This is a genomic window from Arthrobacter sp. MW3 TE3886 (genome assembly GCF_041262145.1).
In the GTDB taxonomy this organism is placed as follows: Bacteria; Actinomycetota; Actinomycetes; order Actinomycetales; family Micrococcaceae; genus Arthrobacter.
In genome coordinates, this window is record NZ_JBGCAN010000001.1 from 3,115,071 (window position 1) to 3,141,341 (window position 26,271).

Consider the following 26,271-nt stretch of genomic DNA (forward strand, 5'->3'; position numbering starts at 1 on the left):
TAACGCACCCCACAAAACAGCGTCCGCCCTCATTGCACTATCGATAACCATCTTGCGGCTATTCATCTAGAGGACAGCCTCTGCCACAACTGATATTCCGCGCTCAAGAAGTACCCGCTTCATCGTCTCCAGACGATTTGGCGCAACAGCTAGCACTAGAACAGAGCGGGCACGACTAGCACCCACGTAGAACACACGTCTCGCTTCGGTGTTCCTACTCCGAAGCCAGTCTCCGATGACGTCATCATCCGGAACACTCAGCAGTACTGCGTCGTATTCCCGGCCCTTTGAAGCATGAATTGTTGACCATTGCAGCTGCGAACCCCCGGTTGAGGAACTCTCCACGGCGTGAAGCCAGTACCGCCACAGAGGATCAGCAGGCTTCTTGAATCTATTGCCAAGCCCTGATCGCAATTCAACGGCGGCTCCCTCAAAGTGAGCGGCAAATATCCCCTTAACCGAGGGCATGACATGACCGGCTTCAGTCCAGGCTTCGCTGCTCTTAACCAGGTCGCCGATCAGAATCTTGAGCCACACCGGACTCTTCCCTAGTGCCTCGAACTTTTCCTGCCGACCCCACCGGTCTGCGTCGTCGCCCCAATCAAACTGTCCAAGGATGAGCCTTTCCAGAGAATCTATGGCCTTCTTGCGAACCGCCGGGCTCTTCTTCTGGCGAAGCGTGGCGATACCGACTAGCAGGTGTTTGGCAGTGGCGTCTCCGCTTGGCTCATCTCGGACCCCGATGCCCAACTTGCGCGCATGGCTCGTCCTATGAGCAAGCGCGATACGTTGCTCGGGACCAATTTTCCACTCCTCTGCAATTTCACAGAATCTAGCGCCCAATTTATCAGTGGCTCCACCAAGAATATAGATCGCACCCGGAGCTACTGCATCGAATGGATCGCGAGGATTCACCGGGGACGACTTGTCGTGTCGCAATTCTGAAACGAAAGAGCAGATGGCCGGACTAGACCGATAGTTAGTCGTAAACCGCACAAGCTGTTCAATGGACAGTTCATCCTTGAATGCTTGATAGACTCGTGGGCTTGCGTTGCGGAACTCATAGATCGCCTGATCGGGGTCGGCCACAGCAACAATATTGACTCCAGCAGACTTCAGGAGTGTGAGTATTTCATGTTCAGTCTCAGCACAATCTTGGAACTCGTCAACGATGACCTCGTGGAATCGCATCGATAGCTTAGCCAAGCGCTTCAGGCCCCTTTGTCCTCTGAGTATGTCCAGCGTTTTACGTCGCGCTGAATCACTGTCAAGAGTGCCGAGGGCTATCTTGCGCCGTATCGTCGCAATACCCTTCTCTGTCAGCTCGTTCCTCGCTTGCGCACTTGGCAGGGTGGAATGGTAATAGATCCCCTCATCCCACGACAGACGTTCAGGGTCCAGAGTAACTTCTCCATCCTTGTCATAAACAAAGCTAGACAACTTGATCCCGGAGCCTCGAGGATAATACTTGTGGCGAATCGTGTTCTCGAAGGCAAGATCATCCCACGATTGAAGATAATTAGGCACTGAGCCCAGACTTTTAGTCAGTTCCGGAGTGACGATGTATCTATGAACGAATGTATCAAATGTGCCAATAAAATTTGGAGCCCTTAGTAGCTGCGGATAGTCCAAGCATCGAACTGTGGCCTCATCGATAGCTGCGTTGGTAAAAGATAGAAGAGCCACGCCGCTCGTGGCGCCATGGATGCGTTGTCGGTATCGACTCACCACCGTTCGAGTCTTTCCCGCTCCCGGACAGGCCTCAATTAGCGCTACGCTATCCGCAAGTGCCCCTAGCTGCTCATCGGACAGATCGTCATCGGCCATGTTCGTCAACATTTCCCGAAGCGAGTATGTCGACAACTGAAGGGATCGACTCAGTTGACAGCAAAACAGCATCGATGGCCGAGCGAAGATATGCCGGGACAACAAAGGCGGATCGCTCACCGTCAGGTCGCTCTTCGGTGTCAAGAGCTTCGGCTACTAGTTGAGAAAAATCACCCTTGCCAATATCAAGCTCACCATCTCTCATAGCCTGACGGAAACACCTCGCTCGCTCTTTGGCGTTATCACCGGCCGCACTCACAACTGCATCCCACTTTGCTACCGACCGCGAGTGGAGCTCGAGATATATCTGCTTCAACAGCGCATCGTTTTCGACTGGCCCAAAGAGGTCCGCCTCCAACGTATATTCGCCATGGCACACGTGAAGTACTCCTTTGGCAGCCGCTTCCGGGAAGGCTGCCAAGTAGGCCGTCTTTCGGTCCAAGCCGGGCGTCGTGTCATCCGTGATGTCACCGTCGGTTACGACCACGACCCTGTCGACCAGCTCGAACGCACCACCAAGAAGAAGCCTCAAGTAGGGCTCAAAGTCAACCCCATCAATAGCAATAATTGAGACGGTCTCAAACTGCCTCAACTCTCTAGTCAAGCCCTCAAGTACTACGTGCTTGGCAAGTGCCGGCAAAACAAGCGCGTCCGCAATACCTTCAACGAGGATTACTTGCCGAGCAAACACCAGTGACGAACGAGTGACATTCAGGTATCTGTCTATCTTCCTCTGCGCTGAGTCCCCCAATCCAGCGTCTGATAGGGGTCTCGTTTTCGTTCCCCATGTAGGTGAACCCTCTTTGATTGGCTGACGCGAGACGGCGACAATTTCGCGAGTTGAGATCGAGCTCGCGAGGTTCGGTGAGTGTGTCGACACGATCACTTGGATGCGACCGGCCGGCTCCAGCGAACCAGCAACTTCTTTGTCACGGCTCTCCTTGGCGCGGTCACGGAGATACGAAAGCAGAAGTGTCTGCAACTGAGGGTGAAGATGGGCCTCTGGTTCCTCAACGAGGAGAAGCGTCAGATCGAACTCGCGAGCCTTCTCCAGCTGGAGCACGATGACCGCGATGTACAGAAGGTTCGCGTAACCAAGACCTGTGGAGCTAATGTCGGCGGCGCTAATGCCAGCTTCGGACATCATCAATCGCATCAGACCGGCCAGCCGCCGTAGCTCTTGCTGCCGGCCGTTCATATGAACTTTGTAGCCTCTGGCGGGATGTGTCACCTTCTCAAGCTCAGTCTGGAGTGCTGCCTTGACGTCCTTAGCAAGCTGCAGATCGGCTACTTGCGAGATCAGCAGATTAGCGTTCAACTCGAAATCGTCAGTCTTGCTACCAGACAAAACTCGGAGAACTTCAGCTAATCGTGTCCCGTCCCCAGAACCCAATTCGCGTCCGGCATCCCGGAGTGGCGGCAGATAGACATGCGCTATACGTTCCCTATTTTCGGGTTCAGCATCAGCTAGTTTCGCTTTTCCCACGCTGTATGAGGCTCGAGCACGCTTCGGCAAATCAGCACCCGTGGCGAGATTTAGGGTATAGGTCAGCGTCTCGTCATCATCAACAAGTTGAGCCATATAGATAGCTTCTTGCTGCGCGCTCAGTTCTGTAAAAGACTGCTGAATTTCGATAGGCGCCGACTTAACTGAGCTATAGCTCCTGTCTCGTTCTGGATCAAACCATAAGGATTTATGTTCAAGTGCCGAGGCCGTCGACAGGCGAATAGCATCAATAAGATTGCTTTTTCCACTGCCGTTCTCACCGACGAGTACTGTTAGATCACCAGTCAAACTAAGATCGGTTTCAATACACGAACGAAAGTTTGACATTTTTAGACTCGACAGACGCACTTCATATCCCCTGATTATTTGTACGTATTATGACATACGCCATTGAAGACGTCAGCTATTATCGTGTTTTCTACTTATGCCAAATTTTCACATCGAAACAGGCCAGCCGATCGCCAAGTGCACTACGACGTCTACGAACTTATCAACGTCAATACTCGGCCGCTCGATTGGACACGCCGTCAACACGTTTCACCTCTTCGCTTCAGTTGATCTCTGAACCATATCTCCCCCATCGAGATAGCGTGTGACCCCTTCCTGGCTTCGGCTCCCCTGGCGCGCCCTTGGACGTGCCCAGTGGCCTCAGTCCTCGGTTGGCTGGCCGGGCCATAGTTCCCATTGGTTCGCTCTGCCGCGTCGGACTTCACTACTTGGGTACCTAGCTTGAAGTTCCGTGAGCTGTTTGATCACATCGGCAATAGGGTGCCTGACGGCACCACCACCAACGGCTTGGACTCGCTGCGGCGGCACCGGCTTTCTGCTTGGATGGGTCGGCCCGGCAGACTCCTCAGAGCGAAGTCTCGCCATCAAGACTCGAAGACACAGGCTGACGGGGAGATGATTCTCCAGCTATATGTTCCAAACGTCCATGTTTTCTAGCTTGGACGGCACGTGCACGGCTTTCGCGAGAGGATGCCCCTGAAGACTCTGGCGAATCGTTCTGGCCGCGACGTAAGCGCCCATGATCAGCTTTCGCTGCTTGCCGTAAATCGCTTCGTCATAATCGTTATCCCGAATCCTGTGTGCATCAGGATTTCTTGCATTCCGAATGTCCCTCATCGTCTTGCAAGTGAAATCTACCAAGCCCTCCGGATCCTCTTTGACGAAGAGCGTCAGCCATTCCTTGAGAAGCGTAAGCGACCGTTTCTGCTGCCGCACCATCGCACCACCATGCCCCGGAACATCGTGGAACATCTCTGGTATCTCCACGGCAAAGAACTCGTACGTCATGTTGTCGGACAGCATCTTGTCCAGCATGGCGGTGAAGTCCCGCAGTTCCTTCATAGTCGGGCGAACCAGATGCCCGAAGTCGCGTGGTCGTGGCTCACGCAAGTCCGATTCCTTAGCCCTGGCGCCACTCTCATAGACCTTCCTAAACAGCCGCGGATATCCGATGGCGTCGCACATCTTGTTGACGAGTGCCATTTCTTCAAGCATCGCGACAAAGGGGCTAAGCTTTTGTGGGAACTCGGCGCGAAGGTGGGTACGTATGAAGTCTGGATGCAGCTGGTAGTTCTCAGGGTCGGAAACCTCGTGCATCTTCCAATACTGCTGCTCGATCGGCGCGAGGTCATCGACATATTTCAAGAAAACCCCGACAACGACTAGGCCGTCAGTAACACGATGACCGACGCTCATCGTGTTAAGGAACATGCCATCCGGTAAGTCATCCCTCGAAATCTGACCGTCGATGTCGAAAATGTAGTTGTAGCGAGGATCGTCCCGGTACCGAGCCAGGACAGCCGTCTCGAAGAAGCGGTGCTCCAACTGGCCAGCCCCCAAAGCCAGTTCCCGGCTGTAAGGCGCATCGGAATAAAGGGCCGAAGGGACCACCGTCTGCAGGTGCCCCGGGGTCGGGTATAGCACGGCGTCAGTGATGGGCCGGCCAATAGTATCGATGACTTGAAGATGGACTCCAGGAGCTTCAGCAGGTAAGCCGAGAATGTAGGGGTTGACCATACGCTGACCGAAATTCGCGTAGATGAGACCCGCTTCCAGTAACGGCCGAAGTTCAGCCGTCAGCTCGGGCGGAAGGGAGCCGTAGTGAACCCCGTTGAAATCGTTGGAAGTCAAGTAGGCATCAGTGACGAAGCCGAGCAGCGACTTCTGGGAATCGGACAATTCGGCAGGCATGCTTCATCCTGCCATAACCTCAATGCCCAACGACGAAACCCCGCGCATGCTGCACCCTGCTCACGGTTCGCCGCCCCAGGCTGATTCGTCCCCGGCACAGCTCCGGACGCATGATAGAGATAACCCATGCATCCCGTTTTTTCCACCGCGTTGTCATCGGATTTCCCTCCCGGAGCGACGTTCAAGACTCCCAAGCCGTCGGAGATCGATGACGAAGGCTTCGGCAACTTTCGAGACGTCATTGATCTCCGCGGCACGACGGTCAAGGGCGCTCGAACTTACCTAGCGGCACACAGGCGCGTGTTGGAATTCATAGATGCACTGGCGACCGCCCCAGACGCCTTCGATGAATATGCGCAGGCCTTCGAGGCCGGCAGTGCTATGGATGCGGGCTTGTCGGGAGGCGCCGCCGACCAAATCAATGACCTTATAGATTCCCAAGACTGCGACCTTGGAGGTCTGGAGCTTGGCGTGGGGGCCCTGGCATACGCCCTCTCGGCCGGAAAGATATTTCCGGCTGCTAGCTGTCGCAGTCATGCTGCTCGGAGTTGGGCGCCGTATCCGGTCGTCTATTTCGCCTCCAACCAGCCCCGTGCCGAACTTCTGCGAGACCTGATCCGCCAAAACGGATGCGGATTCGACTCCGACCCCAACCGACCCGAGCTACTTCTGGTCGCAGCCTCGTCATTAGTCGAGATACTCGATCTGGCCCAATCCGTAGTGGACAATTTGGCCAAATTTCGATCGCTCACCACCCTGACCAACGGTAGTCGAAGCCCCGTAGCACCCTATATTCAGCCTTCCCTGCTCGACGACTGATGACCTGCCCGGTCCCCAAGAGACTGATAAAACATATTTTGTCGTTGCTGCCAGTTAGTATCCAAAGAGCTGTGCAACGTTGACGGCACGAACTACAACTGGGGGGTCAGTGACAACCGAGCAAATCCTTCCGCCGGATCCGCATCTCATGGAGTCCATGCGCGCCGTCGGCTACACACTTCAGACAGCCGTTGCCGACCTCATAGACAACTCGATATCCGCCGAGGCCACCAACGTCGACATATTCTTCGGCGATCAGCCTGATCCATACGTCGCCTTAGTCGACGATGGCGAGGGGATGACGGCCGATGATGCCATCAAAGCGATGCGCCTAGCAGGTGCCAGCCCGTTGAAGTCGAGAAATCCGAAGGACCTGGGACGCTTTGGACTCGGACTGAAGACAGCGTCGTTGTCGCAGTGCCGAGACTTGGTCCTTGTTTCGAAGCGCGACGGAGTCTTGTGCGGCTTCGAATGGAACATCGATCACATGATCGAACAGCAATCCTGGAGCCTCCTCGTCCTTGCTGAGGATGAGTTGCAGGAGCTCCCCCGATTCAGCGAACTCGCCGGGCTCACTTCGGGGACACTCGTCATTTGGCGGAACCTTGACCGGCTCGAAGCCACCGTTGGAGATCTCAGCTCGTCGTTCGATGCAGCCATGATGGACGTCAAAAGCCACTTGGCGCTTGTATTCCATAGATTTCTTGCCGGCGAACACGGTCAGCGCTTCGGTATCTCGCTGAACCGCACCCCTGTACAAGGCTCGGATCCCTTCCTGGAGTCCAACAAGGCGACCCAACTCGGCCCATCCGAGTCCTTCTCCGTCGACGGGGAACGAATTGACGTCCAGCCGTACACGCTGCCGCATCTAAACCTGATGACGGCCGCAGAAAAGAAGCGGGCCCAAGTCGCAGGCCGGGTCCGCGACAGCCAGGGCTTCTATATCTATCGTGGCAAGCGGCTGGTCATTTGGGGTACGTGGTTTCGAATTGCACCTAAGGACGACCTGGGCAAACTTGCCAGAGTCAAGGTCGATATCCCGAACACGTTGGATCACCTGTGGTCTTTGGACATTAAGAAGGCTTCAGCAGCCCCACCACCGCAGATTCGGGACAATCTTCGCCGGATCGCGGGGCGCATCGTAGAGCCGAGCAAACGTGTCCACCTCTACCGTGGCCGCATCGTCCAAGAACAGTCCCGCACGAGTCCCGTGTGGAACGTGGTCGATGATCGGGGCACCTTCAGATATGAGATCAATCGGCAGCACCCAGCTTTGGAAATGTTGGCCGATCAGATGAGTCCCGATGATGTGACACAGCTCTCGTCGGTGCTTTCGCTCCTGGAATCGACCTTTCCGGTTGAGGACGCATACAACAGACTCGGTCAAGACGAGAGTCACTCACCACTTCAGCCATCTGCTCCAGCGCTCGAAGGCTTGGCCTCGGCGCTTTGGAAAGCACACAAAGCCAGCGGAGGTGACTCGGAACAGTTTGTCTTAGCTATGTCTTCGATTGAACCCTTCGCTCTTGCATCCGCCCCCACAGAACTACTTTGGAAGGTCGTAAATGACTAGCCAGGCCGCCACCGACCCCAGTGTCATCCGTTCTCAGATGGAAAAACTTGAGACCGTGGTGAGCGCTCTGCTCAGCGACGACACATACAGCGAGTCTCACCTACACGACCAGCTGGAAACTTTCCGTCCTGTCGTAGCTCCCGACGTCTCTGATAACGACATCACAGCTGTTCACCGACGGCTTGTGAGCAAATTGAGCATCGACGTGGAGATTGGTGTCGGAATCACTGACAAGGATTTCAAGCCTTGGCTCGCGGCAAAAAAGCACCATATCGAATGGACTCGATGGCTGACGTATAAGCAGTGGCTGAGGAATAACAACCGTTCTCCGAAGGTACTGGAGAAGATGGAAGAGTTCACTGACGACATCCTGGACTACGTCGGTGATCCAGCGGTCCCCGGCCATTGGGATCGCAAGGGCTTGATTATCGGTGACGTCCAGTCCGGTAAAACCCAGACATATTTGGGACTTCTTAATAAGGCCGCCGACGCTGGATATCGGCTCGTAGTCTTGCTGGCCGGCAACACGGAGTCGCTGCGGCAGCAAACTCAGATCCGTATCGACGAGGGCTTCCTTGGCAAAGACTCGAGCCGCAATGTCACACGATCAGGGACAGCCAAAGCCGCCGACAGGATCGTCGGTGTTGGGCGGCTTAACAAGCAACTAACTCAAGCGGTCGGTATGACGACCGTCGTCCAAGACTTTCTGCAGGCCAGCAAAGATGCAACAAGCATCAGCGTCTCGGCAGACTCTCCGCATCCCTTCATCTTTGTCATCAAGAAGAACGTGCATGTCCTAAATGCACTCATTGAGTGGGCAGATGACCAAGCCAAATCGCACGGCAAGATTACGCTGCCTCTTCTGCTCGTTGATGACGAGTCAGACTATGGTTCCGTAAATACGGGAAAAGAAGACGACCCAACAAGAACGAACCTCCTCATCCGCCAGCTTCTCGGAAAGTTCGCGCGAAGCTCCTATGTCGCCATAACCGCAACCCCATTTGCCAATATCCTCATCGACCATAAAGCCACGACTGTCAATGAGGGAGAAGTTCATAAGGACCTGTTTCCAAAGGACTTCATTTACGGCTTAGAAACACCAACAAACTACGTGGGCGCGGCCAAAACCTTCGGTACCGAAGAGAACATCAATCGGGCGAGCGTCATTGATCTTCACGATGTCGAACCAGTGTTACCACTGAAACATAAGCAGCACCATTCGTTTAGTAATATCCCGGAGAGCCTCAAGACAGCCATCCGCGTCTATGTCGTAGCAAACGCGATCCGAGACATTCGTGGGCAAGAGGACCAGCCTCGGGCCATGCTGGTCAACATCTCTCGGTTCAAGCGCGTCCAGGCGCATCTCTACGAGCTGGTGAAGCAAGAGCTGGACAGCATCAAGAATGCGCTTGAGGCTCACGCAATTCTCTACACCGAAGGCGTGAAGAACCACATCATCGATGACCTCCGATCGACATTTGAAAGGTTTTATCCCCACGCGGAGGTTGCATGGCCAGAGGTGTTGAGTGCCTTGCCGGCTGCGTCGATCGAGATTACGGTCCGGACCTTCAACTCAGACACTGAGCGACTTCTAAAAGAGCAGCAGCTAAGTACCGAAATGCCAAAGAGGGTCATAGCCATCGGCGGCGATGTCCTCAGTCGCGGGCTGACTCTAGAGGGCCTCACAATCAGCTACTACTACCGAAACGTGCGCGCGGCCGACACCATGTTGCAAATGGCCCGATGGTTCGGCTACCGGGACGGTTTCGAGGACCTATGCAGGATCTGGATAGACCCTGGCGTCGCCGCGGACTACCGATTTATCGCCGCGACCATTGATGAGCTGCGATCCGATCTGAAATTCATGCGACGCCAGAAATTGACTCCGGAGGACTTCGGGCTAGCTATCCGAATGCACCCAGACACCTTGCTCATAACTGCGAAGAACAAATCGAAATCGGCTGCTGTAGCCGAAAAAGTCATCAGCCTCATCGGCCAACGGGTCGAAACGTCGCGGCTCGACTCACGACCTGCCATTGTCACAGACAACCGGGATGCCACGGCCGCCCTAGCCACGAACCTCGTGAAGACTATTGGCCAGCCTGAAAGAACGCAGCGAGACTACCCGCGTTTCACTAACGTACCGCAGTCGGTAATCGCCGAATTCTTGGATGGCTACACGGCGCATCGCATGGATCCGTATTTTTACCGCAACGCCATAGGCAAGTTCGTCAAGAACAACAAAAAAGCCAAATTCACTTCGTGGGATGTCGTTTTTGTCAACGGATCCAAGTCGCCCAGTTCTGCTCTGACCTTCGGAGACATCGTCATTCATCCGCCGACGCGTTCGATGACAATCGGCGGTTCAGGGGAATTGCTGGTGTCGGGCAGGAGCAGCCGGTTGGCTGGCGGAGACGATCTCCGGCGGATTCTCGATCCATCTACCGATGCGTCCGTCACCCAAGCCTTCGCGGACGAGAACCCGGGCAAGACCCTCACTGAGTCTGTGATTTATAAGCACCTTCCCCGGCCGGCATTGCTCATCTACGTTTTGCATCCGAAATTCGAGGGACTACCTGAAGAGGACCTAAAGAAGGTCGCGCACCTCGAGAGCGAGCTCGTTGTTGGGATCAAGTTAGCGTTCCAAGGCAATCGGCTTGACTTCAATGATAGAGATGGCGACGTTAAGTACCTCATCAACACGGTGGCCCAAGAGCAATGGTTTGTGGAGTACACGGGCGACGACGGGGACGATGATGTCTAATCCCGTCGAAGCCGCATGGTTGAGCGCCATCGAGCAACGGCTTCCCAGAACCCTTGAAGTCGATCCGGATCTCGAGCTTCGCCTCGTCTGCGGCACCGACCAAGCTGGACAAGCGATGTTCTGTTCCATCAGCGGCCTCAAACCGGGCATTCCAGAGTTGTCAGACGCCGTTGATGTGACGCGCACGCAGAGAAGCATCGACGGCCACTGGGTACTCCTTCTTACGCTCAAGGCGCCCAAATTTACGGACGTCTTTGTCCAGCTCTGCGCACATATCGTGGATCGTGTCTCCGAGACCAGCTCTGAAGCCCAGGGGCTTGCAGCGTTCATGGCCGGTGTTGAGGAGTGGCGGACCCTGCTCAAGGCTCCGGCGGGTCAGCGGCTCTCGTTGGACGCCGCGCGGGGCCTTTTCGGCGAACTTTGGGTCGGCTTCTCGAACCTAGTGCCGGATTGCTCTATCCGCCACGTAATGGATGCATGGCGTGGGCCGTTCCAAAGTGACCAAGACTTTCAGTTCCCTGGCGGTCCGTTGATTGAAGTAAAGACTGTTCACAGTCGGGCTCGACGCATTCAGATTTCCTCGGAGAACCAGCTCAATCGCCTGCCGGATGAGCGACTCTTCGTCTGCGTCGTGGCCGCTGATGACGCCATGGCAGAGACACCAGGGGCACTGACGATTCCTGCGCTCCTAGACCGAACGGACCGACTTCTCCAGGATGCTAGCGTTGCGCAGTCTGAACTGGCAGGCCGACTCGCTGAGCTACGTTTCGATCGATCTGACGACGCCTACGCCGACATGCACTTCCTCCCGACTGGCGTTCGATATCTGGAGGTAACTGCGTCCTTCCCACGAATCGAGCCCAGCATGCTCCCAGCAGGCGTCAGCCGCGTCTCCTATTCCTTGGATCTAGCGGACCTAGCGCCCTTTGAATGCGATTATTCACAGCTGGGGCTACCCACAGCAGAACTAAAGGTTTCGTCGAATGAATCTTGATGATTTCTACTTGGACCTGCAAAACACTGTCAACGCTCGCGCAGCAGTCGATAACGAGTACACCTCTATGGCCTTCATGGCAGAGGTGTCGGAACGCTTCGCCGAAGCCGGTGAAGTTGAAGACTTTACGGTGATGCAGTTTGAAGGGTCTGGTCAACGCAACAAAAAGCTTGCCGTCAACGCGTACGACCTGGACAATGCCGACGAATCGGTCTCAGTCGCCGTTCTTCTGCACTCGAACTTCGACTCCATCGACGTGGTCACTGCTACCGACGCCAAAAAACGTCTGTCAGCACTCGAGAACTTTCTATCGGAAGCAGTTTCCGGACACTTCACGGCTGGCAGAGAAGAAAGCTCAGCCGCATATCAGCTCGCAACAGACCTCCATCACCGGGGACGAGCGGTCTCGCGTTACCGTCTTTACCTCGTCACCAATGGCCGACTGAGCGACCGTATCAAGGAAGTCCCATCGTCGACTCTTAACGGGGTCCCCGTAGATTTCCACCTCTGGGACCTGCGAAGACTCCACCAAGTTCAGGAGTCCCAACAAGGCCGTGAAGCCCTCGAGATCAACTTGACGAAGTGGGTACCGGAGGGGCTCCCAATACTAGAAATTAGCGGTGATTCGACGGATTTCGCTACGTATATGGCTGCCGTCCCCGGCGCCCTCGTTGCCGACCTGTATGCGCAGTACGGAAGCAGACTTCTCGAAGGGAACGTCCGATCTTTTCTAAGCGGGCGGGGCAAGGTCAATAAGGGTATCAAGACGACCATTCTGTCCGAACCTGAGATGTTCATGGCGTACAACAACGGCATCACCGCCACCGCCACGGGCCTTACGCGGACTTCGGATGGGCTCAGAGCAACGTCCCTCGTTGACCTCCAGATTGTGAACGGTGGACAGACCACTGCTTCGCTGTTCTACGTGGCAAGGGAAAACGCCAAAGACTCGGTACTCAGTGACGTGTTCGTGCCGATGAAACTCGTGGTCGTAGACCCAGAGAAGGCCGTTGACCTCGTTCCAAAGATCTCGCGCTTTGCCAACAGCCAGAACCGCGTCAGCGAGGCAGACTTCTTCTCAAATAGCCCGTTCCATATTCGGTTGGAAGAGCTCTCGCGAAGGTTGCTCGTCCCTGCTCGCCCTGGCGTCAACTACCACACTAAGTGGTACTACGAGCGGACCCGTGGCCAGTACCTCAACGAAAAAAACAAGCTCTCCACCACCGATGCCAACAAGTTCGTAGTTACGTGTCCGCGAGGCCAAGTCTTCACCAAAACGGACGCGGCGAAATATGCGGTGTCGTGGGATCAAAAACCGCATGTCGTGAGTGCTGGCGCTCAAAAGAACTTTGTCGCCTTCGCCGAAGGTGTCGCAAAGATCTGGGAGACATCCAACGAAGAGATCAACGAACAGTATTTCCGGGACCTGGTCGCCAAAGCGATCATGTACGAGGAAATTCGACGCTCCGTTGCAAAGGCAGACTGGTATGACAAGGGCTATCTCGCCAACATCGTCACCTATACCATGGCTAAGTTAGCCTTCGAAATTGCTAGGCAAGTCCCGGGACGCCACCTCAACTTCGCGGCTATTTGGCAACAACAAACGTTAACCGAGGCCATGATGACGACCGCGCTCTCAGCCGCAAAACTCGTGTCCGACTCCCTTACGTCACCGACACGCCGCGTCGCGAACGTAACCGAATGGGCCAAGTCGGCTGCATGCTGGGAGACGGTGAGAACTGCGGCCTTCGAATTGCCAGAAGGTTTCAAGAGGGAGCTCATCGATTCGTCGGTCCGGACCGAGGCCAAGAGCGCATCCAAGGCCGCTCAGAGGATCGACAACGGCATCGATATCCAGACGCAAGTCTTGTCGACATCCAAGGAGGAATGGGAGAGTCTGCGCACGTTTGCTCTCGCAAACCGCGTAGCGGGCCCCACCGATATCGGCATCCTCGATGTGGTCACCGGACGCAAGAACGGATTCCCTTCCGAGCGTCAAAGCGCCCGGCTCATGGCGACTCTAAGCAAGGCACGGGAGAAGGGCTTCTCCGACTTTTAGCCTTCGTTTGCATCCTTGGTTACATCGAGCCGCAGGGTCTCGACTACCTTTTCTGCAATGAGCCTTGCCAACAGCGGCGGGACAGCGTTTCCGACTTGGTGGTACTGCATTGTTCGAGAGCCTTCGAAGAAGTAGTTATCGGGAAACGTCTGCAGCCTCGCAGCTTCGCGCACCGTCAAGCTTCGCATCTGGGACTCATCCGGATGAATGTAATAGTGCCCGTCCTTGGAGATGTGCGAGACGATCGTCGTCGACGGTTCATTCCATACCTGCACCCGGAATCGATCAAGGAATGGTGTGTTGTCTTCACCAATGTTCTTGTGGTTGGGCTCAAGATCTTCAGGCAGATCCGCGAACTTGGGGCTCTTGCCCAGCTCTTCAGCCTTCCAGGATAGGTGCGCGTACCGCTCAATATCCGTTTCCATGTGGCTCCGCGACTGATGCTGGAGTGGCTCAGGCAAAGCATCGTCTTCAACCCACTTTCGATATCTAATGACAGCGGCGTTGCGCGTCTCTGTATCCACCTGTTGTCCCGATTCGGCCGCGCCCGAATCGACCGATACCTCCGAATCGTCAACACCCTGGGCCTCACGACGGCCGATGGCGCGTTTCCGCAGCATGTCCCAGTTCTCTTGGCTGTCATGGCGCTTCGGTGAGATCTTTGAACGCAGGAACGGCAGATCCGCAATGGCATCTCTGACCGTAACCCTAGAACTCGGCTCAAGCACGGCGCGATTGGTTCTCTCGACAACGTCGGATCTGACACCAAGCAAAATGACGCGGTGACGCTTCTGTGGAATGCCATAATCTTCCGCGGGGATAACAAAGTCCTTCGGGGAGAGCTTCTTATCCTTCTTATCGATCACCAGAGACCTGACTTCGTATGACAAGGAAGGACTCGGATGCTGCAGATCGTGCAGTATCTGGCCAAACATTCCGATGCCGTGATTGGTCGACGAGAGCAAACCCTTTACGTTCTCCATCACAAATACGGCTGGTGCGAATTGTTTGATGATGTCTAGATACTCTTGATAGAGGAAGTGCTTCTTATCGAATGCAAATTTCTCGTCGTTCGTCCGACGCGACCGTCCAGCCAGTGAGTAGGCCTGGCATGGAGGGCCTCCGATGAGGACCCAGTCTCCGTTGGGGTTCTTGGGCGCCGCAGCCAGCGCGTCCTTGATCTTTTGAGTGACGTCCTCGCGAGTAGCGTCGCCAAGTTCAATCTCGTGGACATGAGCCGTCGCAAGCTCAAGTGCCGCGGCGACTCTAGGTTCTTCCGTGAACTCTTCCCAAGTCTTCGAGCCCGAAATGTACTCATAGTACGATTCCGGCACCCCACCGTTTCGCTTGAGGTGCCTGAAGACCGAGCGGAGTTTCAGAGTCGAAACGGCGTTTCGTTCCATCTCGAACGACCCAACGGTTTGAAAGATTGGGCCGCCGTCTTCCTCACCTATGCTGGAGAATCCTTCGTTGAGACCGCCCGGGCCAGCAAACAGGTCAATCACTGGAATGGGCGTGCGCGGAACTGCCGGAATTTCATCACTCATAGTCTGACCAGGTTACCAGGTCACGGCCATGAAGCGTGCATCGCATAGACGCCGTCTGGGAAGCAGGGCAGTCAGAGACCAAGACAGACGCGAAATCTCGCCTGCTTGCGAGCCCTGCGAGATTGCCGCAAGTTGGAGTTTCCACGGAGATGCGTCGATTCACCTCAGGCCGTCGGACCTGTGTGACAGGCTACTCGGTATGACAGATCTCACCCGAACCCCTGGCCTCTCCTACGTCTCCTGGAACGACTGGGTTGCCATGGGGCAACAGAGGTCCGCGGTTGGGTGCCTCGCCGAATGGCTGGAGACCAGCCCTCGTCCCGTCCAGTCCGTCTTGGTGAGTTCACAGGGCACAGATATTGAGCAGGAAGTCGTGCCTGGCATCCTGGCTTGCTGTCCGGACGTATCGGTCGGCGCTCTGGCGAATGGCGTCCTGACCGTCACGTCCGGCGCCTCTGTACTGGCTCTTTTCCCGGAGGAGAAGGTGGCCGAGGCCATGGTTGATGCGGTCGACCCGACCTCCGCGGACCTTTGCATCACACTCTGGCCCGGCTTCGACGATCTCGAGATGTGGCTCCAGGCGCACGGCGCAGTGCAACTCCCATCTGGAATGCCCGCCGATCAGAGTTATGTCGAGCGAGTGCCCGCGGTCGTGCGCGTCGCATTGCCCCATGCAGGGGAAGTTATGGATCAGGCCAGCGGGCTCAAGCACGGGCGAGGCAAAGACCAAATCGTGCAGACGCTACAGCTTTTGCACGACAACGGTTACCGATACGAGCCGCAAGACTTGGAGCTGTATGCCTACCGCCTCGGTTATCGGCAGCGCGACGTCCGGCAGATTCGAGATTATGTGCAGCGCATCCGTCAGGGACGGCGGATTGTGACCGGCGCGAACCGGCTCCGAACTAACATCCTGGATATGTGGATTGCGGAAGCGGAATCTCTTAATGGGTAATGTCGGCGCCCCATGGGTTGTCATGTCGCTCCTCCCCTAGATCCGTCGGCAGCACCTGCGGATCAAGCACTGCTAGGAATAGCCACGTTCCGGACCATAGGGGTTCCAGCCCTTCATGAGCGGTTTGAGCGCATCAGGCTTTGGCTCAGGCGGCGTCGGCATATGTAAGGGACCGGCAAGAGGGTCGAGGCTTAACCGGTAGGACCTCGCCCAGTCCAGCCAGTCATTGGCGTCCAGTCGCTCCGCCTCCGATGGCATATCACTGACGCGGCGCTCCATTGAAGCCAAGTACTTGCCCAAGTCCTCGGACTGCTTCCAGGCGGCTAGCTGCGATAAGAGCACTTCCGCACGGTGAGATTCGATCAACTTGAGCACCGCGGCATTGCGGGCGTTCTCCCACTGGAGTCGTCGTTCGTCGTCCTGATGACGCCGGCGCTCGGCTGCCTCCCTTGCCGTGACAGAAGCCCGCTCTATGGCCTCGAGAATGTCTTCAAGACGGTCCTCAAGTGCCACCCGTTGTAGCGCCTCCCAATTGTCTGGAGATGCGCCGTGAAGCACGATATGCAACCGCTCGTTCGGGGTGAAGTCATATTTCGGGTACGCCGTGTAATGGAAACGTGCGCTGTCATCGAGTTCCTTCTTTGTGGGCTGGTGAAGACTTCGAGTCTGGTGCTGCCTTACGTCCACGCCGACGCGTCTCGCTCCGGCGTCGAAGAAGATGAGGCCCCTCTCTCGGTCAGAGGGGGGGAAGGTATCTGGCGGGCTCGGGTTTTCGTGCTTCGACGGTGAAACCACGGCGGACAGCCCCGTGGCTAGCCCTTGCAGCAGTCTCAATGCCCGCCCTTGCTGATCCTTGGAAACATGGGATATGGCCGAGTTGCCCCGCAGCAGACGAACGGCCGGGTGGAGTCGCAGAGGCTCCGATTTCTCGGCACTCGAATCCGAAGCCGGTGGTTTTGTGCCGCCGTTAGCCGTAGGCTCCGCCCGCCGGACAGCCTTGACTTGCTTGCCTTCGACTCCGGCGACGGCTTCGGGAAGTGGGCGAGACTTCGCTGACTGCGTTGTTCGAGGCTGTTGGGTACCCGGCTGGCCAACGCTCATCAGCTCGTCGTAGCTCGCAACAACTATGGGGTCGTAGTCTCCGTGCTCCAGGTAGTACTGGCCGCCAGGTAGCACCGTGGCTTGCCAACGGCCGTGCGGCTTCGAAATCCTGACCAAGTTCCGATTCTGCAGGGCCGCTGCGGTTGTCTTGTATGTGACGTCTTCCATCACGCCATCCGGACAGCCGGCGGCGATCCAACGAAGGACGCCAACTTGAGCAGGCTTCAGCGGCGTGTATTTTGCAGCCATCGACCTATTGACCGTCAGAAGTCGTGCCGAGGGCTACCAGGGTCCTTTGCCGTCTACTTCCGCGACATCTCGACCATGGCGAAAGCAACCCACCACACGAAGCGGGCGAGATGCTTTAATCTCGAGGCTGCTGCGCGACCGCTACTACTGCGGAATCATCACCTTGGACGGCGCCGAACATCCCGGACGCCACGAAGCCCTCGTCTCCGACGACCTGTTCCACAAGGTCCAGCAGCTCCTTGATAGCCGCGGCGTCTCAGGGGAGCGCCGCCGCCTCTACGACCATTACCTCAAAGGCACGCTCTACTGCGACAACTGCCACAAACGAGGCATCGTCCACCGCGTGGTCATCCAGCGCTCCATCGGAAGAAGCGGCAACGAATACTTCTACTTCTTCTGCGCCGGACGAACGGTCAAAGACTGCTCAACGAGCCACATCAGTACAGCCAGGCTCGAAGACGCCATGATCCGTGAATACGGCTAGCTCCGATTCACGCCAGACTTCATCGACCTCGCCCGAGCCCGAATCCGCGAAGCCCTCCGCGAAAAGGAGGCCGCCAATCTGCTCCTTCAACAGCAGCTGGCGGCCACGCTCAAGGAATGCGACTCCAAGGAAGAGAACCTGCTCGATCTCGCCGCCGACGGCACCATAGCCAAGGACAGGATCCGTACGCGCCTGACCGAAATCGAGCGCCAACGAACCAGAGTGCGCCAGCAGCTCGACAGCGTCGATTCAAATTTGGAAGCGGGAGCCCGGCACCTTGAAAGCTACCTCGATCTGCTGGCTGACCCGGAGGCGCTGTACCGGGGAGCCAGTGATCAGGAGCGCCGCCAGCTCAACCAAGCAGTCTTCATCAAAGTTTTAGTAGAAGACCAAGAAATAGCAGGGACGCTATTGGCCGAACCGATTGCAGCGCTGGTTGCCGCCCAGACGGGCCACCAGGCCCTTCAAGCGGGAGCGAGCCGCACGGAGGCTCTAGAGCGCGCACAGGCGCACCACGTGGCCCACAGCGACACAAAAAAGGGAACCACCAGATCTGGTGGTTCCCTTTTGGTGACCGTAGAAGACTTATTCGATGGCATCAACTATGTCGATGGTTCGAATAAGGCCACTATGGTGGAGCTGAGGGGACTCGAACCCCTGACCCCCTGCATGCCATGCAGGTGCGCTACCAGCTGCGCCACAGCCCCTCATTTGCCCGGAAGTTTTCGTCCTCCCTGAAGCAACCTGAATAGCCTAAACCACAAATCGCGTTCGCGCTAATCGGCTCGTTGACTCATGGGAAAGGTTCGTCACTTCCAGGTCCTGGCCCGGATCCTTGCACAAAAAAATCCGCCGGAATCTTTCGATTCCGGCGGATTATCCGGTGGAGCTGAGGGGACTCGAACCCCTGACCCCCTGCATGCCATGCAGGTGCGCTACCAGCTGCGCCACAGCCCCGAATTTTCGCTGCTCCGAGCATGTCTGCTGACGTGCAAAGCTCCGGTTTTTTGTCCGGATCTCTCCGAAGCAACTCAAATATCTTAGACCAGCCCTTCGGAAAATTCCAAATCGGGCATATTCGGCTCTTTTTAGCGTCCGGACCTGGCCTGGGCGCGGGTGGCTACTCCGTGTCGGTGCCGGCGGTGGCCTTGGCGGAGGCGTCGTCGCCGAGCTGCAGATCGACGACGGGGCAGTCCTTCCACAGGCGCTCGAGGGCGTAGAAAACGCGGTCTTCCTCGTGCTGGACGTGGATAACGACGTTGGAGTAGTCCAGCAGCACCCAGCGACCGCCGGAGCGGCCCTCGCGGCGGACGGGCTTCTGGTCGAACTTGGAGAGTTCGTCCTCGATGCCGTCCACGATTGCGTTGACCTGGCGTTCACTCGGGGCCGAGGCAATCAGGAAGACGTCGGCCAGGGCCAGCCGTTCGCTGACGTCCAGGGCCACGATGTCCTCGGCAAGCTTCTCCGAGGCAGCGCGGGCTGCGTGGCGGGCGGTAGTGATGGATGAATCGGTTGCAGTCACGGGACTCCTTGTAGTGATGAAAACTATGGTGATGAAAATGTGGACGCCGGTGGCGGCCTGAGACCTAGTGGGCCAGCCCGGTGACGATCAGCGTGATGCCGGCGATGAGGGCAACAATCCCCACCGCCAGGACGCCGAGCTGGAGCATGCGCAGGCGGCGCGCCCGGCCGAGCCCGGCGGTGGCGGCATCCAGGGGTTCCAGCCCGTAGGCGGCATTCGCGGCCACGGGTTCCCCGCCCACGAATCGTTCGTCGGACTCCCCCGCGGAATTTGCCGCGCTTGCCGGCCGGGCTGTTCCGGCTTTGGCGGCTGCTTCCGCCCGGGCCAGGACGCCGGCTCTGCCAGCGGCAGAACCCGTAGCAGGACCTGCGGCCTTCTGGCGGGAACTGCCCGGCCGCCGCAGGCCGGGCTTCCGTGGCGAGTCCACGCGCGGACCCGGGTTGGTGACAACCGGGACATACGACGTGGCAGGGCGCTTCATGACGGGCCGCTCCACGCCGGGGATCTTCTCAAATTCCAGGGGTGTGACCATGGCCAGGTTGTTGGCCGTGGTCGGATCGTTGCGAGGCGCCGCCGCCGGCTGGCTGTTTTGTTCGGCAAGCTTCTGCTTGGCGGCGGCGCGGCGGTTCAGGATAGCGGCGCGCTCGGCGAGGGCGATCTGCTCGGCCAGGACGGCCGGATCAACGGCATCCGGATCCGTGGCCGCAATGTGTTCCATCTTGGCCACTTGGTTCTTGGCCTGCTCCGCGAGGAGCTCGCGGGCGGCCAGCGCCTGCTCCACAGTCATGCCGTCGGGCGTCGTGCCGCCCGGTCCGGCGCCGTCGGCCGCGGGGGCCTTGGGCGCAGCGGGGGCTTTGGGCGCCGGGGCGGCTGACACAGCCGGGGACGTGCCCTTCGGGGCAGCATCCTTCGGAGCAGCGCCGCTCGGGGCAGCATCCTTCGGAGCAGCGCCCTTGGAAGCGGCGTCAGCGGGTGCGGCGTCCTTCCCGGCTGCGTCCTTCCCTGCTGGGGAGACCACCGGGTTGGCCCGGGTCCGCGGCGACACCGGAACAATGGTGTTGGCCTGGGTGGCCGGGGCGGTTTCGGTCGCCAGCTCCAAAAGCCTCAGCTGGCGTCGCGTGGGCGGCCCGCCGCCGGCCAGCTGGCCTTCCTTCTCTGCGAGTTCCTTGATGGTGCGCAGTGCGGCGCGGTCCCGTGCCCGGACCTGTGAGGACCGCTCCGTGCCGGCAGGCACAGAGTCAGCGCGCACAGAGTCCACCGGGGCGTCGGCAACGCGACGGCTCCGGCCAGTGATTTCGGCCTCCGTCGGCTCGCCCGGGCCCGGAGTGTCCAGGCGTTCATCTCTGGCCTGCCGCAATTCGCGGCGGCTGCGGATGGGAGGCTGTTCCTGGCTCATGGCAAACTCATTCAGTGCTGGCTGGTTGGGTTATCTCAAAGGCTGGATCATGCTGTGCGGGGTCAGTTTCCGCCGCGCCGTTTCCGGCGTTGGCGGTCCCGGCGTGTCCGGCTTCGAGGCGGTCGGCGTCGGGGCTGGCGTGGTACAGGCCGTACTTGGCGATGTACTGGACCACCCCGTCCGGCACGAGGTACCAGACCGGGTTGCCTTCGGCCACCCTCGTGCGGCAATCCGTGGAGGAAATGGCCATGGCCGGGACCTCCAGGAGGCTGACGTCCTTGCGGCCCATGCCGTCCAGGACGTGGCCTGGCCGGGTGACGCCCACGAAGTGCGCGAGGGACCAGAGTTCATCGATGTCTTTCCAGGACAAAATCTGGGCCAGGGCGTCCGCGCCGGTGATGAAGAACAGATCGGCGTCCGGACGCAGGGTCCGCAGGTCACGCAGGGTGTCGATCGTGTAGGTCGGTCCCGGACGGTCCACGTCCACCCGGCTCACGGTGAAGCGGGGGTTCGAGGCCGTGGCGATGACTGTCATGAGATACCGGTGCTCGGCTTCGCTGACCTTCTTGGCCATCTTCTGCCAGGGCTGGCCGGTGGGCACGAACACGACTTCGTCGAGGTCGAACTTGGCCGCGACCTCACTGGCCGCGACAAGGTGTCCGTGGTGGATGGGGTCGAACGTGCCGCCCATCACACCCAGACGCAGGCGGCGCTGGGCGCCGCGCTGCTTCGTGGGGGCGGAAATATTAGTGACCTTGGCCGTGATCGTGCTTGTTCGGGTGCTGGCGGTGCGGGTCCGCATGCTCCTCGACGGCCACGTGGCGCCGGCCCAGGTTGGAGTAGGACAGCGTGATCAGCAACAGGACCACCAGGATCGCGAACATGGTGCCGCCAATGACAAACGGCGGTGCAATGAGCGGTGCGAGTTCCTCGTGGCCCGATTCGCCGGCGGCGGCGACGAAAGTGGCGATCTGCTGCGACAGCATGTTCTCCCCTAGTGAGTTCAAAATTTGACGACGGCGGAGGTGTCCGCCGTTCCGGTCTTCCGTTCCATGTTACAGCGTTGCTAGCCCCGGATCTGGCCCTCGCCCTGCACGATCCACTTGGTCGTGGTCAGCTCGGTCAGTCCCATGGGGCCGCGGGCATGGAGTTTTTGGGTGGAAATCCCCACTTCGGCGCCGAGGCCGAGCTCGCCGCCGTCGGTGAAGCGGGTGGAGGCGTTCACGATCACGGCGGCCGAATCGACATCGGCGATGAAGCGCTCGGCGTTGGCGAGGTCGTTGGTCAGGATCGCTTCCGTGTGGCCGGTAGACCACTTGCGGATGTGCCTGACGGCCTCGTCCAGGCTGTCCACCATGGCCACCGCCAGGTCCAGGTTCATGTATTCGGTGGCCCAGTCATCCTCCGTGGCCGGCACGGTCTGGACCGAGGCCGGCAGGGCGGCGCGGATGCGCTGGTCCACGTGCAGGGTGACCCCGGCAGCCCGCAACGCGGCGGCGACCGCGGGAAGAACGGTGGACTTGGAGTGCACCAGGAGCGTTTCGACGGTGTTGCAGACGCTGGGCCGCTGGGTCTTGGCGTTGAGGAGGATGTCCACGGCCATTTCCTCGCTGGCGGAAGCGTCCAGGAAGATATGGACGTTGCCTTCACCGGTCTCGATGACCGGCACAGAGGAGTTCGTCACAACGGACTGAATGAGCTCGCGGCCGCCGCGGGGAATGAGCACGTCCACCCGGCCGCGCGCCCGCATGAGCGCGGTGGCGCCGTCGCGGCCGTACTGGTCCACGGTCTGGACGGCATCGGCGGGCAGGCCCACCGATTCCAGCGCATCCCGGAGGATGGTGATCAGGGCGGCGTTGGTGGCAGCGGCGGCGGATCCGCCGCGCAGGATGACGGCGTTGCCGCTCTTGAGAGCCAGCCCGGCGATGTCGACCGTGACGTTCGGGCGGGCCTCATAGATCGCGGCCACCACGCCCATGGGTACGTTGATCTGGCGCAGGCGCAGCCCGTTGGGGAGGGTTTGGCCCCGCACGACGTTTCCTACGGGATCGGGCAGGGTGGCGAGGTTTTCGAGTGCGGCGGCGAGGGCCGTGATGCGTGAGTCGGTCAGCGTCAGGCGGTCCAGCAGGGCGGCGCTGGTGCCGGAGGCCCGGCCGGCCGCGACGTCCTTGGCGTTGGCGGCCAGGATCTGGTGCTTGTGTTCCACAAGCGCCTTGCCGACGGCGCGCAGGCCCCGGTCCTTCCAGGCCCGGTTGGCGTGCGCCATCTTGCGGGCAGCGTTGCGCGAGCGGTCGGCGATCGCGTGGACGGCCGCTTCGGTCCCTGTTGCTGTGCCAGGGGCGGGTGCCGGATCCGGGGCCGCGGCGAACCCTTGGGCGGGCGCGGCGTTACCGGCGGGAACGGTGCCGGCAGGCACATCAGTCACGGCAGCGGAAGTCAGGGCCTCAGTCATGCTTCCAGTTTAGGCGTCGGGGGAACCTAGACCAGCACCAGGTCGTCAACATGAACAACTTCGCGGTCATATCCGCGGCCCAGTGCCTTGCCGAGCTCATGGGTGGACCGGCCCAGCATTTGGGGCAGCTCGGCGGCCGAATAGTTGACCAGCCCGCGGGCAATCACAATGTTGTCCACTGACACCATCTCCACGGCGTCACCGGCCTCGAAGTCGCCCTTGACCGCTGCGATTCCGGCCGGCAGGAGCGAGGTGCGGCGGTCGCGGACGGCCTTGACCGCGCCGTCGTCGAGCACCAGGGTGCCGCGCACGGATGCCAGGTGGGCCAGCCACAGGAGCCGGATCGGCTTGCGCGCGCCGTTGACGGAGAACCACGTGCCCACGTCCTCGCCGGCCAGCGCGGCGCCCGCATTGGCCGTGGATGTTACGAGGGCGTGGATGCCCGACCCCGCGGCGATGCTCGCGGCTTCGACCTTGGTGACCATGCCGCCCGTGCCCACGCCGGCCTTGCCGGTGCTGCCGATCGAGACGCCCTCGAGGTCGTGGGGGCCGGAGACGTGCGGAATCCGCTTGGCGCCGTGCGACGGCGGGCCGTCGTACAGGGAGTCGACGTCGGAGAGCAGCACGAGCGCGTCGGCGCGGACCAGGTGTGCCACCAGCGCCGCCAGGCGGTCGTTGTCGCCAAAGCGGATCTCGTGGGTGGCTACGGTGTCGTTTTCGTTGACCACCGGGACAACGCCGAGGTTCAGCAGCCGGTCCAGCGCGCGGAACGCGTTGGTGTGCTGGCTGCGGCGCATGAAGTCGTCCGCGGTCAGCAGCACCTGGCTGACGGTGACCCCGTGCGCGCCAAAGGCGTGGGTGTAGCGGGCCATGAGCAGGCCCTGGCCTACGCTGGCCGCGGCCTGCTGGGTGGCGAGGTCGCGGGGGCGCTTCTCGAGGCCGAGCGGGGCGAGGCCGGCGGCGATCGCGCCGGAGGACACGAGGATGATCTCCGCGCCCGCGTTGCGCTTGTGCGCCAGGGCGTCGGCGAGCCCGGTCAGGGCCTCTTCGGAGATCCCGCCCTTGATGGAGGTCAGCGAGGACGAGCCGACCTTGACGACAATCCGGCGCGCTCCGGACAGCACAGTGCGGTCCGGGGCGTCGATGGTCTGGGCCTTGAGCGGCTGGGACCGGTGCTCGACGACGGTCTTACTCGTCATCGGCTTCGCCCAGTCCACTCTCCTTGAGCGGCTGCCGCGCGCGGCGGCCGCTGACGGATTCGGTCCAGATGCCGGCCTTGCGTTCGGCTTCGAGTTCGGCGCGGGCGGCGGCCTTGGCGTCGCGGCGTTCCTGCTGTTCGTCGCGCTTCTGGCCACGCGTCGGGCGGTCGCCGATGTCGGCGAAGCGCACGTCGGTGCCGCGCGGCGAGGCGAGCAGCTCGGCACCGGCCATCATGGTCGGTTCCCAGTCGAAGACGACGCCGTCGTCCTCGCCGATGACCACCATGTCGCCCGGTTTGGCGCCCTGCTTGAACAGTTCATTTTCAACGCCGAGCTTGGCCAGGCGGTCGGCGAGGTAGCCGATCGCTTCCTCGTTGGTGAAGTCGGTCTGCTTGACCCAGCGCACGGGCTTGTCGCCCAGGACGCGGAAGAGCGGCTCGAGGTTCTTTTCTTCGCGGCGGATCGTGAAGCCGGTCTCGTTGACGGCGCGGGGGCGCAGCACCGGGGCGTGCACCTTCGGCGGGGTCGCGGCGACGGCGTCGCGGGCGGCCTTGACGATTTCGGCCATGGCGAAGCCGAGCTGGCGGAGGCCTTCGTGGCTCGTCGCCGAGATTTCGAAGACCTTGTAGCCCCGGGATTCGAGCTCAGGGCGGACGAACTCGGCCATGTCCTTGCCGTCCGGCAGGTCGACCTTGTTCAGGGCCACGAGGCGGGGGCGGTGGTTCAGTGGAACGACTTCGCCGTCGGACCCGCTGTAGCTCATGTCCACGGCGTATTTCTCCAGCTCGGCCTCGATGATGGCGAGGTCGGAGAGCGGATCGCGGTCCGATTCGAGCGTGCCGCAGTCCAGCACATGCACCAGGGCGGCGCACCGCTCGACGTGGCGCAGGAAGTGGTGGCCGAGGCCCTTGCCCTCGCTGGCGCCCTCGATCAGGCCGGGGACGTCGGCAATGGTGAAGCGGACCTCGCCGGCCTGGACGACGCCCAAGTTGGGGATGAGGGTGGTGAAGGGATAGTCCGCGATCTTGGGCCGGGCGGCGGACATGGCGGCGATCAGGCTGGACTTGCCAGCGGAGGGGAAGCCGACAAGGGCGATGTCGGCGATGGACTTCAGTTCCAGGACAACGTCGCTGGATTCGCCTTCGATACCGAGCAGCGCGAAGCCGGGCGCGCGGCGCTTCTGGGAGGACAATGAGGCGTTGCCGAGGCCGCCAATGCCGCCGGCGGCGGCGATGTATTCGTCGCCTTCGGCCACGAGGTCGGCGATGACTTCGCCGGACTTGGACTTCACCACGGTGCCCACCGGGACCGGAAGGATCAGGGTTTCGCCGTTCTTGCCGCCGCGCCAGTCGCCCATGCCGGGGCCGCCGTTGGTGGCGTGCCGGTGGGGCGCGTGGTGGTAGTCGAGCAAGGTGGTGGTCTGGGGGTCCACGCGCAGGATGACGTCGCCGCCGTTGCCGCCGTTGCCGCCGTCGGGACCGCCGAGGGGCTTGAACTTCTCGCGGTGGACGGAGACACAGCCGTGGCCGCCGGTACCGCCGGATACGTGCAGTACTACCCGGTCTACAAAGCTCGCCACGTGGATCTCCTCAGTGCTGTTCCCCGGACCCCCAAAGAGGCCCAA

The 26,271-nt window shown here is 59.7% G+C and carries 19 protein-coding genes and 2 tRNA genes; 7 read left to right on the forward strand and 14 right to left on the reverse strand.

Going from position 1 to position 26,271, the window contains the following annotated elements:
• Nucleotides 1-66 precede the first annotated feature (66 nt).
• The 3 genes from ABH915_RS14180 to ABH915_RS14190 form a co-directional block, all read right to left on the reverse strand.
• Nucleotides 67-1,839, reverse strand: coding sequence for a UvrD-helicase domain-containing protein (locus tag ABH915_RS14180; RefSeq protein WP_370122403.1), 1,773 nt, complete (start codon nt 1,837-1,839; stop codon nt 67-69).
• The gene (locus tag ABH915_RS14185) at nt 1,817-3,682 is read right to left on the reverse strand and encodes an ATP-dependent endonuclease (protein ID WP_370122406.1); all 1,866 of its coding nucleotides are present in this window, start codon (nt 3,680-3,682) and stop codon (nt 1,817-1,819) included. Before ABH915_RS14185 ends, ABH915_RS14180 begins: the two co-directional genes overlap by 23 nt.
• A 567-nt stretch (nt 3,683-4,249) precedes the next feature.
• Complete coding sequence (locus tag ABH915_RS14190) at nt 4,250-5,533, reverse strand: hypothetical protein (RefSeq protein ID WP_370122409.1); 1,284 nt, start codon at nt 5,531-5,533, stop codon at nt 4,250-4,252.
• A gap of 126 nt (nt 5,534-5,659) precedes the next feature.
• Here ABH915_RS14190 and ABH915_RS14195 point away from each other — a divergent pair, with 126 nt between their 5' ends.
• The 5 genes from ABH915_RS14195 to ABH915_RS14215 all read left to right on the forward strand — a co-directional run bounded on the left by ABH915_RS14195 (nt 5,660) and on the right by ABH915_RS14215 (nt 13,742).
• A complete protein-coding gene (locus ABH915_RS14195) occupies nt 5,660-6,352 on the forward strand; it encodes a hypothetical protein (protein ID WP_370122412.1) in 693 nt (230 codons plus the stop codon).
• A gap of 109 nt (nt 6,353-6,461) precedes the next feature.
• A complete protein-coding gene (locus ABH915_RS14200) occupies nt 6,462-7,925 on the forward strand; it encodes an ATP-binding protein (RefSeq protein WP_370122414.1) in 1,464 nt (487 codons plus the stop codon).
• Nucleotides 7,918-10,689 (forward strand): Z1 domain-containing protein, encoded by a 2,772-nt coding sequence (locus ABH915_RS14205; RefSeq protein ID WP_370122417.1) that lies wholly within the window; start codon nt 7,918-7,920, stop codon nt 10,687-10,689. Before ABH915_RS14200 ends, ABH915_RS14205 begins: the two co-directional genes overlap by 8 nt.
• 19 nt (nt 10,690-10,708) lie before the next feature.
• The gene (locus ABH915_RS14210) at nt 10,709-11,683 is read left to right on the forward strand and encodes a PD-(D/E)XK motif protein (RefSeq protein ID WP_370122420.1); all 975 of its coding nucleotides are present in this window, start codon (nt 10,709-10,711) and stop codon (nt 11,681-11,683) included.
• On the forward strand, nt 11,673-13,742 hold the full coding sequence (locus tag ABH915_RS14215) for an AIPR family protein (protein ID WP_370122423.1): 2,070 nt from the start codon (nt 11,673-11,675) through the stop codon (nt 13,740-13,742). The genes ABH915_RS14210 and ABH915_RS14215 overlap by 11 nt, the downstream gene beginning before the upstream one ends.
• On the opposite strand, the gene ABH915_RS14220 is transcribed toward ABH915_RS14215, so the two are convergent.
• Nucleotides 13,739-15,289 carry a DNA cytosine methyltransferase gene (locus ABH915_RS14220; protein ID WP_370122426.1) on the reverse strand — a complete coding sequence of 517 codons (1,551 nt, stop codon included), beginning with the start codon at nt 15,287-15,289 and terminating at the stop codon, nt 13,739-13,741. The two genes, ABH915_RS14215 and ABH915_RS14220, sit on opposite strands and share 4 nt — an antisense overlap.
• Nucleotides 15,290-15,488: 199 nt before the next feature.
• Between ABH915_RS14220 and ABH915_RS14225 the strand changes: the two genes are divergently transcribed.
• On the forward strand, nt 15,489-16,244 hold the full coding sequence (locus ABH915_RS14225) for a hypothetical protein (protein WP_370122429.1): 756 nt from the start codon (nt 15,489-15,491) through the stop codon (nt 16,242-16,244).
• 72 nt (nt 16,245-16,316) lie between these two features.
• Here ABH915_RS14225 and ABH915_RS14230 read toward each other — a convergent pair whose 3' ends face one another.
• On the reverse strand, nt 16,317-17,594 hold the full coding sequence (locus ABH915_RS14230) for a hypothetical protein (protein WP_370122432.1): 1,278 nt from the start codon (nt 17,592-17,594) through the stop codon (nt 16,317-16,319).
• Between ABH915_RS14230 and ABH915_RS14235 the strand changes: the two genes are divergently transcribed.
• The gene (locus ABH915_RS14235; protein WP_370122435.1) at nt 17,578-18,078 is read left to right on the forward strand and encodes a recombinase family protein; all 501 of its coding nucleotides are present in this window, start codon (nt 17,578-17,580) and stop codon (nt 18,076-18,078) included. The two genes, ABH915_RS14230 and ABH915_RS14235, sit on opposite strands and share 17 nt — an antisense overlap.
• A 631-nt stretch (nt 18,079-18,709) precedes the next feature.
• Here ABH915_RS14235 and ABH915_RS14240 read toward each other — a convergent pair.
• The 9 genes from ABH915_RS14240 to obgE all read right to left on the reverse strand — a co-directional run bounded on the left by ABH915_RS14240 (nt 18,710) and on the right by obgE (nt 26,226).
• A tRNA-Ala gene (locus ABH915_RS14240) sits at nt 18,710-18,785 on the reverse strand.
• Nucleotides 18,786-18,962: 177 nt separating this feature from the next.
• Nucleotides 18,963-19,035: transfer RNA gene (locus ABH915_RS14245), tRNA-Ala, on the reverse strand.
• Nucleotides 19,036-19,198: 163 nt separating this feature from the next.
• A complete protein-coding gene (gene rsfS / locus ABH915_RS14250; RefSeq protein WP_018773346.1) occupies nt 19,199-19,600 on the reverse strand; it encodes a ribosome silencing factor in 402 nt (133 codons plus the stop codon).
• 64 nt (nt 19,601-19,664) lie between these two features.
• Entirely contained in the window at nt 19,665-20,996 is a 1,332-nt protein-coding gene (locus tag ABH915_RS14255) for a hypothetical protein (protein WP_370122438.1), read from the reverse strand.
• 7 nt (nt 20,997-21,003) lie between these two features.
• Entirely contained in the window at nt 21,004-21,687 is a 684-nt protein-coding gene (nadD, locus tag ABH915_RS14260) for a nicotinate-nucleotide adenylyltransferase (RefSeq protein ID WP_370125005.1), read from the reverse strand.
• Nucleotides 21,688-21,742: 55 nt separating this feature from the next.
• On the reverse strand, nt 21,743-21,982 hold the full coding sequence (locus ABH915_RS14265; RefSeq protein ID WP_026537133.1) for a hypothetical protein: 240 nt from the start codon (nt 21,980-21,982) through the stop codon (nt 21,743-21,745).
• A gap of 80 nt (nt 21,983-22,062) precedes the next feature.
• A complete protein-coding gene (locus ABH915_RS14270) occupies nt 22,063-23,448 on the reverse strand; it encodes a glutamate-5-semialdehyde dehydrogenase (RefSeq protein WP_370122441.1) in 1,386 nt (461 codons plus the stop codon).
• 26 nt (nt 23,449-23,474) lie between these two features.
• Nucleotides 23,475-24,647, reverse strand: coding sequence for a glutamate 5-kinase (gene proB / locus ABH915_RS14275; protein WP_370122444.1), 1,173 nt, complete (start codon nt 24,645-24,647; stop codon nt 23,475-23,477).
• Nucleotides 24,637-26,226, reverse strand: a complete 1,590-nt coding sequence (obgE, locus tag ABH915_RS14280; RefSeq protein WP_018773352.1) for a GTPase ObgE — start codon at nt 26,224-26,226, stop codon at nt 24,637-24,639. Before obgE ends, proB begins: the two co-directional genes overlap by 11 nt.
• Nucleotides 26,227-26,271: the final 45 nt, after the last annotated feature.